The organism is Alphaproteobacteria bacterium (assembly GCA_040220875.1).
GTDB lineage: Bacteria > Pseudomonadota > Alphaproteobacteria > JAVJVX01 > JAVJVX01 > JAVJVX01.
In genome coordinates this window covers 66580-82775 of sequence record JAVJVX010000009.1, presented here as the reverse complement: position 1 = coordinate 82775, position 16196 = coordinate 66580, and the positions used below count along the sequence as shown (strand labels likewise).

The 16196-nt window shown below is 60.6% G+C and carries 17 protein-coding genes; 12 read left to right on the top strand and 5 right to left on the bottom strand.

Going from position 1 to position 16196, the window contains the following annotated elements; genetic code table 11:
- Positions 1-146: 146 nt before the first annotated feature.
- Positions 147-1433, top strand: a complete 1287-nt coding sequence (locus RLQ26_09890) for a DUF1329 domain-containing protein (protein MEQ9089038.1) — start codon at positions 147-149, stop codon at positions 1431-1433.
- A 111-nt stretch (positions 1434-1544) separates the two neighbouring features.
- Here RLQ26_09890 and RLQ26_09885 read toward each other — a convergent pair whose 3' ends face one another.
- Both RLQ26_09885 and RLQ26_09880 read right to left on the bottom strand, forming a co-directional pair.
- Positions 1545-2162, bottom strand: a complete 618-nt coding sequence (locus RLQ26_09885) for an urea carboxylase-associated family protein (protein MEQ9089037.1) — start codon at positions 2160-2162, stop codon at positions 1545-1547.
- Positions 2163-2193: 31 nt separating this feature from the next.
- A complete protein-coding gene (locus tag RLQ26_09880; protein MEQ9089036.1) occupies positions 2194-2841 on the bottom strand; it encodes an isochorismatase family cysteine hydrolase in 648 nt (215 codons plus the stop codon).
- Between the two features lie 165 nt (positions 2842-3006).
- Between RLQ26_09880 and RLQ26_09875 the strand changes: the two genes are divergently transcribed.
- The 4 genes from RLQ26_09875 (at position 3007) to RLQ26_09860 (ending at position 6885) form a co-directional block, all read left to right on the top strand.
- The gene (locus RLQ26_09875; protein MEQ9089035.1) at positions 3007-3621 is read left to right on the top strand and encodes a DUF3833 domain-containing protein; all 615 of its coding nucleotides are present in this window, start codon (positions 3007-3009) and stop codon (positions 3619-3621) included.
- 89 nt (positions 3622-3710) lie between these two features.
- Positions 3711-4937, top strand: a complete 1227-nt coding sequence (locus RLQ26_09870; GenBank protein ID MEQ9089034.1) for an aromatic ring-hydroxylating dioxygenase subunit alpha — start codon at positions 3711-3713, stop codon at positions 4935-4937.
- Positions 4938-4952: 15 nt separating this feature from the next.
- Positions 4953-5918, top strand: coding sequence for a phytanoyl-CoA dioxygenase family protein (locus RLQ26_09865; GenBank protein MEQ9089033.1), 966 nt, complete (start codon positions 4953-4955; stop codon positions 5916-5918).
- A 115-nt stretch (positions 5919-6033) separates the two neighbouring features.
- Positions 6034-6885 (top strand): VOC family protein, encoded by an 852-nt coding sequence (locus tag RLQ26_09860; protein MEQ9089032.1) that lies wholly within the window; start codon positions 6034-6036, stop codon positions 6883-6885.
- Here RLQ26_09860 and RLQ26_09855 read toward each other — a convergent pair.
- Positions 6882-7577 (bottom strand): class II aldolase/adducin family protein, encoded by a 696-nt coding sequence (locus RLQ26_09855; GenBank protein ID MEQ9089031.1) that lies wholly within the window; start codon positions 7575-7577, stop codon positions 6882-6884. The two genes, RLQ26_09860 and RLQ26_09855, sit on opposite strands and share 4 nt — an antisense overlap.
- Before the next feature lie 76 nt (positions 7578-7653).
- On the bottom strand, positions 7654-8853 hold the full coding sequence (locus RLQ26_09850) for an ATP-binding protein (protein MEQ9089030.1): 1200 nt from the start codon (positions 8851-8853) through the stop codon (positions 7654-7656).
- Positions 8854-8996: 143 nt separating this feature from the next.
- On the opposite strand from RLQ26_09850, the gene RLQ26_09845 reads away from it, so the two are divergent.
- The 5 genes from RLQ26_09845 to RLQ26_09825 are packed head-to-tail and all read left to right on the top strand — an operon-like array spanning position 8997 to position 13763.
- A complete protein-coding gene (locus RLQ26_09845) occupies positions 8997-10055 on the top strand; it encodes an FkbM family methyltransferase (protein ID MEQ9089029.1) in 1059 nt (352 codons plus the stop codon).
- Positions 10045-10917, top strand: a complete 873-nt coding sequence (locus RLQ26_09840; protein MEQ9089028.1) for a class I SAM-dependent methyltransferase — start codon at positions 10045-10047, stop codon at positions 10915-10917. Before RLQ26_09845 ends, RLQ26_09840 begins: the two co-directional genes overlap by 11 nt.
- A gap of 1 nt (position 10918) precedes the next feature.
- Positions 10919-12418 (top strand): M20/M25/M40 family metallo-hydrolase, encoded by a 1500-nt coding sequence (locus RLQ26_09835; protein ID MEQ9089027.1) that lies wholly within the window; start codon positions 10919-10921, stop codon positions 12416-12418.
- Positions 12419-12453: 35 nt separating this feature from the next.
- Entirely contained in the window at positions 12454-12885 is a 432-nt protein-coding gene (locus tag RLQ26_09830; protein MEQ9089026.1) for a VOC family protein, read from the top strand.
- Between the two features lie 26 nt (positions 12886-12911).
- On the top strand, positions 12912-13763 hold the full coding sequence (locus RLQ26_09825; GenBank protein MEQ9089025.1) for an LOG family protein: 852 nt from the start codon (positions 12912-12914) through the stop codon (positions 13761-13763).
- Positions 13764-13800: 37 nt separating this feature from the next.
- On the opposite strand, the gene RLQ26_09820 is transcribed toward RLQ26_09825, so the two are convergent.
- Entirely contained in the window at positions 13801-14781 is a 981-nt protein-coding gene (locus tag RLQ26_09820) for an aldo/keto reductase (GenBank protein MEQ9089024.1), read from the bottom strand.
- Positions 14782-14882: 101 nt separating this feature from the next.
- On the opposite strand from RLQ26_09820, the gene RLQ26_09815 reads away from it, so the two are divergent.
- Positions 14883-15557 (top strand): SDR family oxidoreductase, encoded by a 675-nt coding sequence (locus RLQ26_09815; GenBank protein MEQ9089023.1) that lies wholly within the window; start codon positions 14883-14885, stop codon positions 15555-15557.
- A 39-nt stretch (positions 15558-15596) separates the two neighbouring features.
- Positions 15597-16046, top strand: coding sequence for a GFA family protein (locus RLQ26_09810; protein MEQ9089022.1), 450 nt, complete (start codon positions 15597-15599; stop codon positions 16044-16046).
- The last annotated feature ends 150 nt before the right edge of the window (positions 16047-16196 follow it).

Sequence of the window (16196 nt, the reverse complement as noted above, 5' to 3'; positions counted from 1 at the left end):
GTGAGGCTGCCCAAACCCGAATTCGGGCCCTATGTTTTGAATGAACGACCAAATAATATTCGAGTTTACATGGCGTCAGGCACAGCCCTGCCGAGACCTGGCGCAAATGAGGGAAAAAAACTTATCAACTTGGAGGAGGGGTCAACATGAAACCTGTACGGATAAGCCTGGCGGCTCTGGTTGCCGTCGCACTGTGGGCCGGCGGCGGCAGTGCCCAGGCACAGGAAAATTGCGAAGGCCAGGTCATGAAGCCCGGCACGCTCATCAACAGCCAGAATCTCGATTGCGCCCGCCAGATGACTTTTCACGGCGCAAAGATAGGTGACATGCTGACCGACAAGGTCGATTGGCAAATTCGCGAATGGGGCCTCGAGGTCGAGGTTCAGGACCCGATCGCGCCCAATCGCGACGCGCGCCTCATGGAAGCGACCGAGCGCTATAAGGATACGATCAAGCTCGACCCGATGACCCGCAATCTTGTCAATTACAAGACGGGTGTACCGTTTCCGGATGTCGATGAGAACAGCGAGCACCTGGCGCTGAAGATAATCTGGAATTACATTTACGGCCATCCGCACTCGGACGTGCAGGATTTCAACAAGTTCGCCTATCTCCTGATTGATGGTGATACAGGGCTCGAGCGCAAGCAGTACTGGGGCTATGTCCGCTACTGGATGACCGGGCAGATCGCCGATATCGACAATCCGACACGCGGCGACGGGACAGTTATCGACAAGCTTCTCTTGTGGGCCTGGTATCCGCAGGACATCCGCGGCCTCGGAACATTCACGCTGCGCTATAACACAGGCAAGCTGCCTGACACCTGGGCCTATATCCGAACCGTTCGCCGTATCCGGCGCCTCTCGGGCGGCGCATGGTTCGATCCGATTGGCGGCACGGATCAGCTCAATGACGACATCGAATGCTTTAACGCCCATCCCAACTGGTATCAGGACTTCAAATTGATGGGCAAGCGCAAGGTCCTTGCCGTATTCAACAGCCGCCGCCCGACCTGGAAACCCGACGCTTCATCGGAGGACGCGCAATTCCCGCGGGTGGATCTGACCGAGGCACCATTCTGGAATGTCAAGGACCGCTGGGAGCCGCGCGACGTCTGGGTCGTCGAATCCATCCCGCCGCAGGAACATCCCTACAGCAAGAAAGAATTCTACGTGGATGCCATCAACTGGCGCCCCGTCTATGCCGATATGTATGACAAGGCCGGCGCGTACTGGAAGCACTGCCACGCCGCAGCCTTCGAGTTCGAGGCGGAGGACGGTTATCCGGCCATGGCATCGGCCTGGGGTCAGGTCGTGGATTTCCAGCGTCGCCATGCGACGATATGGAATCTTCACGACAGCATCCGGACCAACCCGTCCGATGTGACCGAGACGGATGTGACGCTGCAACAGCTTGAAGACCAGGCCAACTAGGCCACGGTAGCTCCCAGGGGGTCCGGCACCGCGCCGGACCCGCCATTAAAAGCCCGGCCGCGCTCCCGGCCGGGCTTCTTTTTTTATCCTCTTTGCCGGGTGGGGCGGGGCTCAGCCGGCCGCATAGGTCTCGAAACGCAACGGCGTATGGCGGCTGCCATTGACAACCTCAGGCCAGTAGCACACGGAAACCATCCACATCAGGTCCATCTCCGCCCGCAGGTCGATATAATCCCCCGCTTCCGTAATGGGCTCCCGAATCACCCATTCTCCCTCCGGCGTGTAATCGACCGTCATGAACACGTTAAAGCAGGAGACCGATTGCAACAGGCGCGGATCGATACCCTCCGCCTTGAAGGCATCCTCAAGGGTGTCCCGGCACCCTTTCTGGTCATCCTTGTAATAAAGACGCCGCGCATCGCGCGAGCAGAAGCCCCCACCAGTATAGTGATTCCCGAGACGGTCGTCGGTAATGGTCCAGAGCGGATTCATATGGTTGGTGTAGATGGCATCGCCTTCATTCCACTTCCACCGCCCCAACCGCCAATTGGTATAGATACAGTCGAGGTATTCGCTGGGGTCGTTCAACTTGATGGTGACGAAATCGGCGACCTGCTGTCCCTCGACGTCAACGATCCGCAGCGTTTCACCCTTCCGGACGATGCCTGTACCAAAGTGATGCGGCTGGATCGTCTCGCTTTTGAGAAGCTCTCCCGGTGTGTTCCCCATTGTTTCTCCTTCCTTTTCTTGGTCGATGTCGTCAGGCCGGTTCATTGGCCAGGCTTTTGTGGATGAAATCTTCGGTCGTCATCACATGGGCAGTGGAAACGCCGAGAATTCCGAGGCACACCCGGTGCACCTCCGTTGCGGGAATGGCCCCGAAACCAACATCGGGGTAATCGAATGTGCCGGTGGCGTCCGAGATGAAGGCAACGCGATAATTGTGGAACATTGCATCGCGCGCCGTCGACATGCAGCAGTTTTCCGTCGTAACACCGGTGATGGCAACGTTTTCGATTTTTTTCTCCCGCAGGATCATATCGAGGTCCGTGCCGTAAAAGGCGCTGTAGCGGTGTTTCTTGACCGTGAGTTCGCCAGGCTGGGGTGCTACCGGGTCGTAGATTTCGACGCCAGGTTTCTCGTCCACGAGAGCCTTGTGCTTGCCGATCGGCTCCCAGATCTCCCCGTAAAGCCCCATATCGCTCCCGTCCTCGCGGTGGACGTGGGCAGTATAGATCACCGTCATGCCACGCTGTCGGGCGTGATCGAGGAGTCGCGTGAGGTTGGGCAGCAGGTCCCTGCCCATCGGAGTTTCCAGCGGGGCTCCCGGTGCCACGAAGTCGTGTTGCATATCGACCACAATGACCGCGGTCTTGCGGGGGCTGATCCGGTCTATCTGAAGTGGCATCGATGATCTCCTTGCCCGTCTCTTCCTTTGGGCCGTGCCCTCGCCGGCGACGCCCGGCGCGCAGTCTAGCGTGGATTCGGTCGGAGTGCGCCCCCGGATTAGCCTGCCTGGGCTCTGACTGAACCGCCGGCGTCACGCCTACGTATACCGGGAAAAGGAGGCAGCATGCGGGGTCTGACAATTTTCGTCCTGATGGGGTCAATGCTGGGACTAGCCTTGGGTGGATGCATGAGCAGGAAACCGGCCGACGTGGCCAGAACGGATATCGAATTCCGGCTCGAGGAATATTTCGAGGGCCAGACACGCGCTTACGGACTGTTTGAAGACAGGTTCGGGAAGGTCCGCCGACAATTCGTGGTGGATATCACGGGCACTGTAGGGGGCGATTTGCTCACTCTCGACGAAAATTTCCGCTATGCCGACGGCGAGCTGGATCGCCGGGTCTGGCATATCCGGAATCTCGGCGGGGGCCGGTATGAGGGCCAGGCGAGCGACATCGTCGGGACCGCAAAGGGAGAAATCTTCGGCAATGCGCTCAACTGGCGCTACACCCTCGATCTCAAGGTGGGGGAGGGAACCTGGCGGGTGCAATTTGATGATTGGATGTTCCTTCAGCCGGATGGTGTGCTCCTCAACCGCGCGAGGGTCAGCAAATGGGGCATCGAATTGGGCGAGGTAACCCTTGCTTTTCAGCGTCTTTCGGGTGGTCCGGAAACCGGCGGAGAGGCCCGATCGCGGGCCCCCCAGTCGCCTGGCGCAGCCGCATTGTCCTCGAAATAGGGCCCCGGGGCCTTTTCCGCCCCCCTTCCGGCGGCTAGACTTGGCCGCAAGAACCGGTCAACGGCCGTCTTCATAAGGGAGGAACTCGCATGTCTGACGTCATGTCGCCGGCAAAAGAGGCGCGCCGTCTGCGCTGGGCCGAGAGGTATCCCGAGCTGGGCACCGATCCGCTACCGACCTCGGTGTTTACCTCGGAAGACCACTTTCGCGACGAAGTCGAAAAAATATTCAAGAAGACATGGCTGCAGGTCGGCCGGGTCGAGGAGATTCCGAACGCCCACGACTTCAAGATCCGGCGTCTGGATTTTGCCGAAGCTTCCGCTGTGATCATGCGGAACAAGGACGGCAGCCTGAAGGCCTTTCACAACATCTGTTCCCATCGCGGGAACAAACCCATATCGGAAACCGGATTCGATACCTTCGGTAATGTGCGGGGCGGCAAGTTCGAATGCCGCTTCCACGGCTGGGTGTATGACACCGCGGGCACGCTGGTTCACGTCCCGGAGGAAGATCATTTCCCGCCATGCTTTTCACGCGCCGAGAACGGGCTTACGCCCATTGCTTGTGACGTCTGGGAAGGCTTTATCTTCATCAATCTGGACCCAAAACCGGACCAGGATCTGAAGACCTTCCTCGGCGGGCTAGGTGAGCATCTGTCGGGCTATCCTTATGGCGAGCTGACGAATGTCTACCGCTACCAGCAGGTCGTTCGCTGTAACTGGAAGGTGGCCCTCGACGCCTTTTCCGAATCCTACCACGTGCCCTATCTTCATCGGTATCTTTGGCCCGAGGCTTTCGGTACGACGCTGGAGGGCATAAAGTTCTTCGGGCCGCACCGCACATCCGAGGTCTTTCTCGATCCGGCCTCCATGAAGGTGACCGATGTCGGCAAGATCGCCAACGCGGTTACGGAAAATTCCCTGGGTCAGTCACGTCCGGTCAAGGTCATGCTGCCGCCACAGGTCAATCCGGAGGCCCGGGCGGACTTCGCCTTCGAGCTTTCAGCTTTCTTCCCCAATTTCATGGTGCATATCGGGGAGGGGACGTGCTTCACCCATAATTTCTATCCCATCGACGTGAACACAATCATGTGGGAAGGCACCAGCTATATCCACCAGTCGCGAACCAACCGTGAAATGTTCGCCGAAGTCTGGGCCGAAAAAATGCAGCTTAACAACTGGCTCGAAGACTCGGCGACAATGGAAATTACGCAAGAAGCGTTGCGCTCCGGCGCGAAGGACGTCTTCTGGCTACATGATGAGGAAGTTCTCATTCGCCATTCTCACAAGATGGTCGAGCACTTCATCTCTGGATAAGGTGGAGGAATTGGCGTGAAAAGGCAGCTCTTGCGTCCGATCACTGGTGAGGAAATCGAGACCTACAAGCGCGACGGAGTCGTGTGCCTTCGTGGAATTCTGGACCTTTCCTGTGTTCGGGAACTTGCGGCCGCGATTGCCGATCTGATGGCAACGCCACCAGCGTCCGCCGTCAGTCTCACCAACCTTGGGCTGCTTGCCGACCGGCCCGAAGACATATCGGGTTTCGTCGCGGGGGATTTGTGGCGGAATTCGACCGAGGAATGGGGCAACGAGGGCTATATGCGGGGCACGGTGCTTCTGGACGAACGCGTTGCCGAAATCGACAAGGAAAAGCGAGGCCATTTCTGGTCAATCACGGGTTCCTGGCGACAGGATGAGCGGGTCCGCGAACTGGCGACCCGATCCCCGCTGCCGGAGATTGCCGCCCATCTGATGGAATCGAGACGGGTTTTCCTGTGCGGGGATGGCGACCAGATCCTGGTCAAGCCGCCGCTGACCCGTGAAAAGACCGCCTGGCATCAGGATCTGGGTTACGACCATCTGGCCGGAAGCCAGCGAATAGCGATTCGCGTGCCCTGCGATCCCGAGACCCTGGAAACCGGGACCGTTCGCTACCTGCGCGGCTCCCACCGGGACGGCACGGAATACAAGGTCAATTATTTCATCAGCAACATGACCAGCCCGGACGATCCGGCGGCGGCGCTGCCCGATATCGATGGACACGAGGCCGAGTTCGATCTGGTACATTTTGATGTCGAGCCGGGGGACCTGGTGGTTCATCATATCGGAACCGTGCACGGCGCCGGCGGCAACGCCTCACCCTCCCAGCAACGTCGCGCGATCACCATCCGGTACTGTGGCGATGATGCTGTCTATTACCCGCGCCCGCTGGCCCCGCCGGTCAACACGCCCCCGAAAATCAAAAAGGGGGCCTCGGTCGCCGGAGATCCGGATATTTTTCCGCCCGTCTATCCGTGATAACGTCCGGGGTGGCGACCGGGGAGCGCCTTTCTCCTGACCAGAATTTGGTATCCAAGTGTGTGCGGCCCGGCTCCCGCCGGGACGATCAGGCCTTCGGAGCGGAGTACAGCCGATGATCGAGCTTCATGACATCCGGTATGTCCGAATCGGCACTTCCAGCCGGTCGGAAAGCGTTCGGTTTCTGACCGAAATCGTCGGACTGGAGTTGGTGGATGATGGGGAGGACGGCGCCTATCTCAGGGGCGATGATCGGGATCACAACGTCTGTATCTTCGAGGGCGATCCGCGGGACCATACTGTCGGCTTCGAACTGGTTAATGAGCGCGCGCTTCAGTCCGCGGCCGAGCAACTGAAGCTCAACCATATCCCATACACAATGGGCAGCGACGCCGAAGCCCAAAAGCGCCGCGTGGACGTCTTCCTGAACTTCCGCGACCCGACCGGTAACTCGATCGATCTTGTGGTTCGCCCATATCATTCAGGCCGTCGTTTTTTCCCGAGCCGGGATAGCGGTATTACACAGTTTGGCCATGTCGGGCTGAATACCACCGATGCCCGGCGTGACGAAGCCTTTTGGACAGGGCTTTTCAACGCGCGGGTCAGCGACCGGATCGGGGAGGCAGCGCTCCTTCGTATCGATGAGGTGCACCACAAGGTGGCGCTGTTCCCGACAGACCGTCCGGGCATCCAGCACGTGAACTTCCAGGTCGGGTCCATCGACGACATCATGCGGTCCTGGTATTTCCTGCAATCGCACCAGGTGCCGATCGCATTCGGGCCGGGCCGGCATCCCACCTCGACGGCGATGTTCCTTTATTTCTATGGTCCTGACGAGTTGATCTGGGAATATTCACACGGTGTTCGTTTGATCACCGATGAGAATTATGTCCCCCGCCAGTTTCCTTTGGCAGGCTCGTCCTTCTGCATGTGGGGGGCGACCCCCAATATCAAGGAATTTTCCTAAAGCGTCTCATCCCGGGTCTCCGGGTCGCCCGCAACGAGATAGTCCCACATCCGTTCGATGATTCGGCCGTCCCGCGTTGCCCGCTTCAGGGCGTCCTCGGCAGAAAGCACGGGCGCGCTTTCGCTCATCCCCGCCTTGAGGACGTCGAGCTCCACCCGGGCGGCATCTTCGAGATACCAGGTAAGGACAACCGCTTCCTCCAGCGTTTCCCCCGCCACAACGCATCCGTTACCGCGCATCATGACCGCCGCACCCTCGCCAAGGGTTTTGGCCAGCCGTTCCGCCGCGGCGTCATCACGAAGGAGTTGCGGATCGTCCCAAAGGGCCGGGGCGGGAGCGAAGTAAGTCCCGAACCCATGGCGCGGCCGGGGTGTGCGCTGCAGCACGGAAAGGCTCATCACATGGGGGGGCATACTGCGGCAGATGCCGCCGATCCCGGGGCGTCGGCGGTAGATTTCACGGTGCACCCGGACTTCGCCCAGAACGCCCTCGGGGAGCGGGCCCGATAAGGAAACGACCGTGCCATTTTCCCCCGGCCTGATCAGGCCCATGGGCCGGGGCGCGCACACGAGGAAGCTCTCCGCGTCCAGCCGGATACTGCAATGGCCATAGGCATGAGCCAGGCCGTGACGCCCCAGCGCGCGCGCCGCCTGGCGAAGCCTGGCTTCTATCTGTTGGTCTGGTCCCGGCATCCCCTGTCTTGCTCCCCTCCGTTATCAAGGTGGGCGCAATCTAGCAGGAAAATGCCGCGACGGCTTGGATCGGCGTTCAGAGGGCGATTTGCTGGGTCACCGTGGCGGATGCACCCGACTCGACCCAGTTCAGCCGCCAGCCCGGGATTATGAATTGGGCAGTCGTGCCCCGGCCGAGCGTGCTCTCGAGCCAAAGCTCGCCGCCATGGATACGGACCAGAGCGCGGCTCAGGGGCAGTCCGAGACCGGTACCTTCGAAACGGCGGTTGAGGTCGGTGTCAGCCTGGCCGAACGGCTTCATCACGTCTTCGAGCTGGTCCGGGGCAATCCCTATGCCTGTATCCGTGACATACAGCTTCAGATTGCCGTGCGGATCGATTTCGGTGCCAAGCCGGACCTGTCCTCCTGGCGGAGTGAACTTAATTGCGTTCGACAGAAGATTTAAGAGCACCTGGGTTATTTTTCGCTCATCCCCTGTCACCGGCGGAAGAGCTTTGATCGTATCAAGGGTCAAAACTATTTCATTGTTTATGGCGAGAACCCTGGACACCTGCATGGCCTCCTCGATCACGCGATCGATCCGGAAGGGCACCTCGTTCAGGTCAATACGCCCGGCCTCGATCCGCGCCAGGTCAAGAATGTCGTTGATAACGGCAAGAAGATGGCGAGCGCTGCCCAGAATGTCCCGGGTATACTCGCCGTATTTTCCGTTTCCGATCGGCCCCAGGGTTTCCTTCGCCATCATTTCGGAAAACCCGATGATCGCGTTGAGCGGAGTTCTGAGCTCGTGGCTCATATTTGCCAGAAAGTGTGACTTGGCGCGGCTCGCCTGTGCCTCGGCCGCCCGCGCCGCTTCGAGTTCTTCGGCTCGTGCCGAGACGGACTCGTTTGTCATTCTGAGGAGATTCAGTGCCGTCCCCATGCCGAAATAAATTCCGTTATCGACAATGATGAAGCCCTTGAGAAGGGCGTTCGGGTTGGTCGCGATGATCAGATCGTTCAGCTTTTCCAGCGTAAAGCTTCTCTCCACCAAAAGGGGGCGATCATCCATCAGTTGGACAATCGGTTTCTTTTCATAGAGGGCCCGGCCAAACTGATCTGCCAGTCTGACCAGAAGCTCATGGCGATGGATCAGCCCGATGGGGCGTTCGCGCACGACCACGGGAACGCATAGAAGGTCGGGATTGGCCTGAAAATAGGAGTAGATTTCCCCGCAACTGACGCTGGGGGAGGTAGGATCGACACGTTCGGCCAGATTGCTGATACAGACTGTCATATGGACTGACCCGGGATGATCGAGCGCCGGCGGACGCTCATGCTGAAAAGATGTTTAAAAGACTATCTTTAACGAGCCCTTTCGTAATTGTGGCAGAGGAGTTACGACATGGTGACATCGCATACTCCGGCAGGAACAATCGCGTGACCGAATTGCGTAGGACATTGGAGATCCGCTGGCCCGTTTTGGTCGAACAACTGCCCTGGATGGCCCGTCCGATGGCCAAAGCCGGGCCGGGACGCCAGCGGGGGCTTCCCCGGCTTGTCCAGCGGTTCTGGCGGGCCGCCTTCCGTTACTGGCACCTCCGCTTTCGCCGGCCGGGCCGCGTGATTCTCGCACTTTGGAGGGAGGAAAAGGCGCAGCGGGTCGAGGGCGACGGTCGCAACACGGTTTTCCTGAGCCTCCGCCAGCATGAGAACATCGGCGGCTATGAGCCTGAAGTTGCAGCGATTTTCCAGCTCCTTGCGCCGCATTTGCGGCAGGTTTTCGATGTCGGTGCCAATTGGGGCTATTACGGGCTGTTTTTCGCTCTTCATCCCGGGTTCCGGGGCAGGGTGGCGTGCTTCGAGGCGGATCCCGACACGGCCGCCCAGCAGGCCCATATCATCGCTCAAAGCGGGCTCGGTGACGTGATCTCGAGCTTTCACTTCGCCCTGTCGGACCGGGACGGAACCCTGGCGCTTCAGCGCAGCCGGCACAGCACATTGACCCAGCTTGCCGATCGAGCAGAAGCGAGTGCGGACGAAGCAGAGACCCCGATCGCCCATACGCGGCGGCTGGATTCCCTGCTGGACGGCAGCGAAGGCGAAGCGGCGCTCGAGCCACCCGACCTCATCAAGATCGACGTCGAGGGCCATGAGAAACAGGTCCTGGCCGGCGCCACGCGCACACTTGCGAGCCGCACACCTATTATCGTTCTCGAATCAGGCTATCGCGATGGCCAACCCGAAATCGTCCTGCCGCCGCTCGAAGCTTTGAGCGGGGCAGGATATTGCCTGTTTCAGCTCGACTGGCAGTGTACCGGGCGACCGCCGGAAAAGGGACGCCTCACGCGCGGGACACTGTCCCTGCATCGCTTCGAGACGGTCGAAGAAAGGTTGGCAACCGCGCGCGATTTGAACATTCTGGCGTGGCCGGAAAGGCGACTGGCCGAGCTCGAAGCTTTGTTGAAGGATGATGAGGCAGATCCGGATGGACGATAAGCCTGTTAGCCCGGCGGATGAGGCCGCGGCGCAACAGTCTCCGCGACCCTGCCCCGGCTGCGGGCGCGACAATACCGATCATCCGGCGCTGGCGATCTCGCGGGCGCCCTGGCAGGTCAAGCGCTGCTCGGGCTGCGGGTTCGTCTATCTCGAGAATGCGCCGCACTACGAAAGCTTTGTCGCGGATTTCGCCTGGGAACGGACGATCGGCGACGAGGCCCGCCGCCGGACAGCTCACCAGCCGGCGCAACAGCGGCTGAGCAAGGCCACGCGGTTTCGCATGGGGCTGTTCCCGCGCAAGAAAATTCCGGATTTGCTGGACCGCTTCGCAGCCCCCGGACCGGTGCTTGATCTGGGCTGCGCAGACGCGTTTCACCTGACCACTCTGCCTGACGGATTCGAGCCCTGGGGCATTGAAATCTCCGCCGATCTTGCCCGGCGCGGTAACGAGAACCTGCGCAGCCGGGGTGGCCGGGTCGTGCAGGCGCCGGCGCTCGAAGGCCTGAAACGGCTGGACGGAGACAAGTTTTCGGCCGTGATTCAGCGCTCCTATCTCGAGCATGAGCTCCGCCCGCGCGAGGTTCTGGCCGAGACCCGGCGCGTCCTCAAGCCGAACGGCGTGCTGATTTTGAAACTGCCAAATTTTGCCAGCCTTAATGCCAAACTCATGGGCGGCCGCTGGTGCGGCATCCGGCTCCCGGACCACGTCAACTATTTCACGCCCGGTCACTTGCGCGATTTCGTCAGCGCAGCCGGATTGACGATCGAGAAATTCGACCCTCTCTCCTTTCGTCAGCCAACCTCGGACAATATGTGGATGATCGCGCGTAAACCGGCTTACGCTAAGTCGGATGAGGGTTGAAATGCGGCGACGGGGACGGCGATCGGGCGCCGGAAAAACTCTGGGTTTGCTGGCGCTCCTGGGCGTGGCGGGGATCGCGGGAGTCTGCCTGGGGCGGGCCTGGCTGATACCCTCGAGCCAGATCAAGGTGGAGCCGGCGCCGGCCTATGACCCGCCGGCCAGCGTTGTTGACCGCCTGGCCGGCGCGATTCGTTTTCCGACCATTTCGAACGCCGATCCGGCCCTCACGGACGAAGTTGCCTTTGAGGGGTTACGGGCCTATCTGGTGCGCGCCTTTCCGCGTGCGCATGTGACGCTCAAGCGCGAAGTCGTCAACGGTAGCCTGCTTTACAGCTGGATCGGCACCAATGATGACCTTCCCCCGGCTTTGCTGATGGGACATCTGGATGTCGTCCCGGTTGCCGCCGGCACCGAAAATGATTGGGTTCATCCGCCCTTCGCGGGCGTCTTCGATGGCACCCATATCTGGGGCCGGGGCAGCATGGACGATAAGGTGACGGTGCTGGGCGTGATGGAGGCAGTCGAGGCTCTCCTCGTCGAGGGGTTCCGGCCCGCCCGCACGTTCTATCTCGCCTTCGGCCATGACGAGGAGGTGGGTGGCGCCCGGGGCGCCGTAGAGATCGCGCGAATCCTTCAGGGCAGAGGCGTCCGGCTTGGCTTTCTTCTGGATGAGGGACCGGGACTTCTGGCCGGGACGGAGCCGGATATCGGGGCGCCGCTGGCGCAGATCGGGATTTCCGAGAAAGGCTATCTGACGGTCGAACTCGTCGCCCGGGGCGAGACCGGCCACGCGTCCCGCCCGCCGGCCCATACCGCTGTCGGGCGCATCGCCAGGGCCATCACCCGGATCGAGGACAATCCTGCTCCCCTCCATCTGCCGGCGGCCGAGCGGGCCCGGCTGACCGCGTTGGCGTCCCAATTGCCGTTCTGGCGACGGGCCGTTTACGCCAATCTCTGGCTGACCGAGCCCTTTCTCCTGTGGTGGGAGGCGAGAGAGGGGGCGGCCGCCCCTTATCGGACCACACGGGCCGCGACGATGATCCAGGGCGGCGTCAAGGACAATGTTCTGCCCAGCGAAGCTCGCGCCACGGTAAACATCCGCCTGCGGCCGGGGCAGACTTCGCATGAGGCAATCGAGGTGCTGGCCGGGATCATCGACGATCCCGAAATCGCCATAAAAACAGTGATTGCCAGCGAACCCAGTGCCACCGTGCCGATGGAGAGCCGTGGCTACCAGGTCCTGCACCGCTCGATCAGGGAGGTATTCCCCGATGTGGTCGTCGTGCCCAAGCTGGTGACGGGAGCCACGGACAGCCGCCATTATGCGGCGGTCAGCGAGGCTTCTTTCCGGTTTATGCCGATGTCGATCACGCCGGCCGATTTCGGACGCTACCACGGCACGAACGAACGCCTGGCTGCAGAAAACTACAAGGAAATCATCCGGTTTTACCGGCGCCTGATCATGAATCTCAACGGGGATTGGACTCTCGGCGCCCGATAGGCAAGAGTCGGGCCCCAAAGTCGAGGGAGAGAAAGATGGCCCTGCTTGACCTCCATCACGTCACGATCAAGGCCCGCGACCTTGAAGAGACCGAACGGTTTTATGTGGAAATTCTCGGCATGGAAAAGGTGGCGCGGCCAGAATTCGATTTCCCGGGCGCATGGCTTCAAATGGGCCGCACGATGTTTCACCTTATGGGCGGCTACATGGCGGTAGATGATCAGGGCCGCTTCGAGGAGGGTGGCGCAGCGGTCGATCACATTGCCATGCTGGCAAAGGGATACGACGAAATGAAGGCGCGGCTGTTGGCGCACGGCCTGAAGGTCAGTGAAAGCATCATCACCAGCCCACCGCTCTGGCAGCTATTTGTCGACGACCCGAACGGAGTGCGTCTCGAAATGAACTTCAATTCGTCAGAGGAACCAGAGGACGCCCGCGGCCCCGATGTCGGGAGCCCGCGCGCGTGACCGCCTCCCATCGACCGGCCCGCTGAATGGACGATCCGAGAAAAAAGACTCCGCTGGCCGAGGACGGGGGATGGCAGGGGCCGCTCAAGGCGTATGACAATACGGCCTTTCTCAAGAGCCCGGATGCGCGCGAGATACGGATCCTCTCCGAATATCTGGAGCCGGAAAAGCGGTTCCGGGACGCGGACGTATCGGACACGATCGTCTTTTTCGGCTCCGCACGGCTGCAGCCTGAAGATGTCGCGAAAAAGAATTTGGACGCCGCGCGGGCGGGCGAGGGCGACCTGGCGACCGCCGAGCGCAACCTCGCCATGTCCGAATATTACGAGGCCGCCCGCAGCCTGGCCGACCGGCTGACCCGCTGGTCCAAGGACCTTGGTCCGGAATCACTCAGGCGGTTTGTGATCTGCTCGGGTGGCGGGCCGGGGATCATGGAGGCCGCCAACAGGGGGGCCTCCGAAGCGCGGGGACTCAACATCGGGCTGAACGTCTCACTTCCTTTCGAACAGGAGGAGAACCCCTACATAACCCGCAACCTCGCCTTCGAATTCCATTACTTCTTCATGCGCAAATTCTGGTTTGTCTATCTCGCCAAGGCGATGGTGTTCTTCCCCGGCGGCTTTGGCACATTGGACGAGTTTTTCGAGGTGCTGACGTTGGTGCAGACCCAGAAGGTCCGGAAGCATATGCCGATTGTTCTGTTCGGAAAGCGGTTCTGGGACGAGATCATGGATTTGGGAGCACTGGCGCGCCTCGGCACCATCAGCCCGGAAGACCTCGAACTTTTCCTGTCCACCGATTCGGTGGACGAGGCGTATGACTACCTCACGCGCGAGCTCTTGGGATACGCACTCGACAAGCCGGGCGGCCAGCTCTGATAAGGCGCCGGCCGGTCCGGCGGTAGACGCCTTTCCATTAGTGGCCAACCTTTTCCATCATGGCGGGCGGATAACGCTCGCCCGCCGCACTGCCGGGCGGCAGGTCCCGATCGATCCGGGCGAGATCCTCCGCGGTCAGCGTGACATCGAGTGCCGCCAGGTTTTCCTCGAGATATTTCCGCTTCTTGGTTCCCGGAATGGAGATGATGTCGTCTCCCTGCGCCAGAAGCCAGGCGAGCGCCAGTTGCGGCGCCGTGCAGTTCTTCTGCTCGGCCAGGGCGCGAATCCGGCGCACCAATTCCATGTTCCGCGCTGCGTTCTCGGCCTCAAAACGAGGGTTCTGGCGCCGGTTATCATCTTCCGGCAGATCCTCGATCGCCAGCTTTCCCGTAAGGAAGCCGCGACCCAGCGGGCTGTAGGGGACGAAGGCGATTCCCAGTTCGCGGCAGGTGTCCAGGATCTCGCCCTCGGGGTCGCGGGTCCACAAGGAATATTCGCTTTGCAGCGCCGCGATGGGATGGGTCGCCTGGGCCCTGCGAATCGAGGTCGCGCTTGCCTCGGACAGGCCGAGATGGCGAATCTTGCCCTCTTCCTTCAGGCGGGACATCTCGCCGACCGTTTCCTCTATCGCCACGTCAGGATCCACGCGATGAGCGTAGTAAAGGTCGATCGTGTCGATCCCGAGCCGCTTGAGGCTGGCTTCGCAGGCAGCCCGGAGATAATCCGGCCGACCGTTGAACGTAAGCGTGCCATCTTCCGACCGCTGAAAGCCGAACTTGGTCGCGATGAACACCTTGTCGCGCTTGCCCGCTATGCTGGCCGCGACGAATTTTTCATTTTCGCCCCCCTGGTAGATATCGGCGGTATCGAGAAAATTGACGCCCCGGTCGATTGCCAGATCGAGGGTCGCGCGGGCCTCCTTGTCGTCACGGGTCCCGTACCAGCCGACCATGCCCATGCATCCGAGACCGATGGCTGAAACCTGCGGGCCGTTTTGGCCAAGCTCACGGTATTTCATGGCAAGTTCTCCGTCCTTCCTGCTGCTCTTGCCCCGAACGGGAACAGGAGCGCATGATCCTCACTGGTGGCGAGGGCATTGAAAAAGGGAGCTTACCGGAAATGAGCGGACGTCTAAATGGCAAGAAGGTGCTCATTACCCAGTCGGAGACATTTATGGGCCCGGCCCTGACGGCCGCCTTTGCGAAGGAGGGGGCCTCTGTTCTGGCTGATGACGGCGATCTGACCGGCGAGGGCGCGGCCGATGCACTGGTCGAGCAGGCTGGCGAAATCGACGTGTTGATCGCCAATCTCGCCGCCGTCAACCCGCGCGTTCCCACGGTTGACGTGGATGACGCCACTTTCGAGGGCCTGTTCCGCGCCATGGTAATGCCCTTGCACGGGCTGGTTCGGGCGGTGCTGCCGCAGATGACCGAGCGCCAGACGGGCAAGATCGTGGTCATGGGCAGCGCCTCTCCGATGCGTGGCCAACCCCGCGCGGCGGCCTATGCTGCGGCACGGGGTGCGCAACTCGGCTATGTGAAGTCGGTCGCGGTCGAGGTCGCGCGCCATAACGTGCAGATCAACGCCATCGCACAGAATTTCGTCGATAATCCGGTCTATTTTCCGAAGGACTACCAGGAGACCGACGCCTTCAAGGCGCGGCTGAAGGACGTCCCGGCCCGGCGCCTTGGCACGCCCGAGGAAGACGCCATGCTGGCCGTCTTTCTGGCCAGCGACGAATGTAATTTCCTGATTGGCCAGGCCATTCCATTCGCTGGAGGATGGGTGCAGTAAATATCATATTTTATAAAGTATTTAGGAGGGTTATCTGAGATGAAACTCGAAGGCTCTTGCCATTGTGGCGCCGTCCGTTTCTCGGTGATATCCCACACACCCTATCCGTATATGCGCTGCTATTGTTCGATCTGCCGGAAAACCGCCGGGGGCGGGGGATATGCGATCAACCTGATGGGCGACATGGGCAGTCTTGAGATTACGGGACGCGATCACATTTCGGTCTATATGGGGCGGCGACATTTTTGTGCGCGGTGCGGCAGCGCTCTCTGGGTCTGGGATGAAAGATGGCCCGAACTCGTCCATCCCTTCGCCTCTGCCATAGATACAGACCTGCCGGCGGCGCCGGATCAGACTCACATCATGCTGAACTACCGCGCATCCTGGGTGAAGCTGCCGCCGGCAGATGCCTCTAACGCGCATTTCGAGGAATACCCCGACGCTTCCATTGAAGACTGGCATCGCAAACGCGACCTTTGGGTGGACTGAGTGACGCCGCAGGATCCAGACGCTCACGATGTATTGAAGACCCGTGTTTCGGTCGCGCACACTGCGAGAGGACAAGGAAATCCCCGATATTTCCGGCGCGCTATGCGGGCCCGGGAAGCCGGGTAGGGGCAAGGCGCTTGTTTACACTTC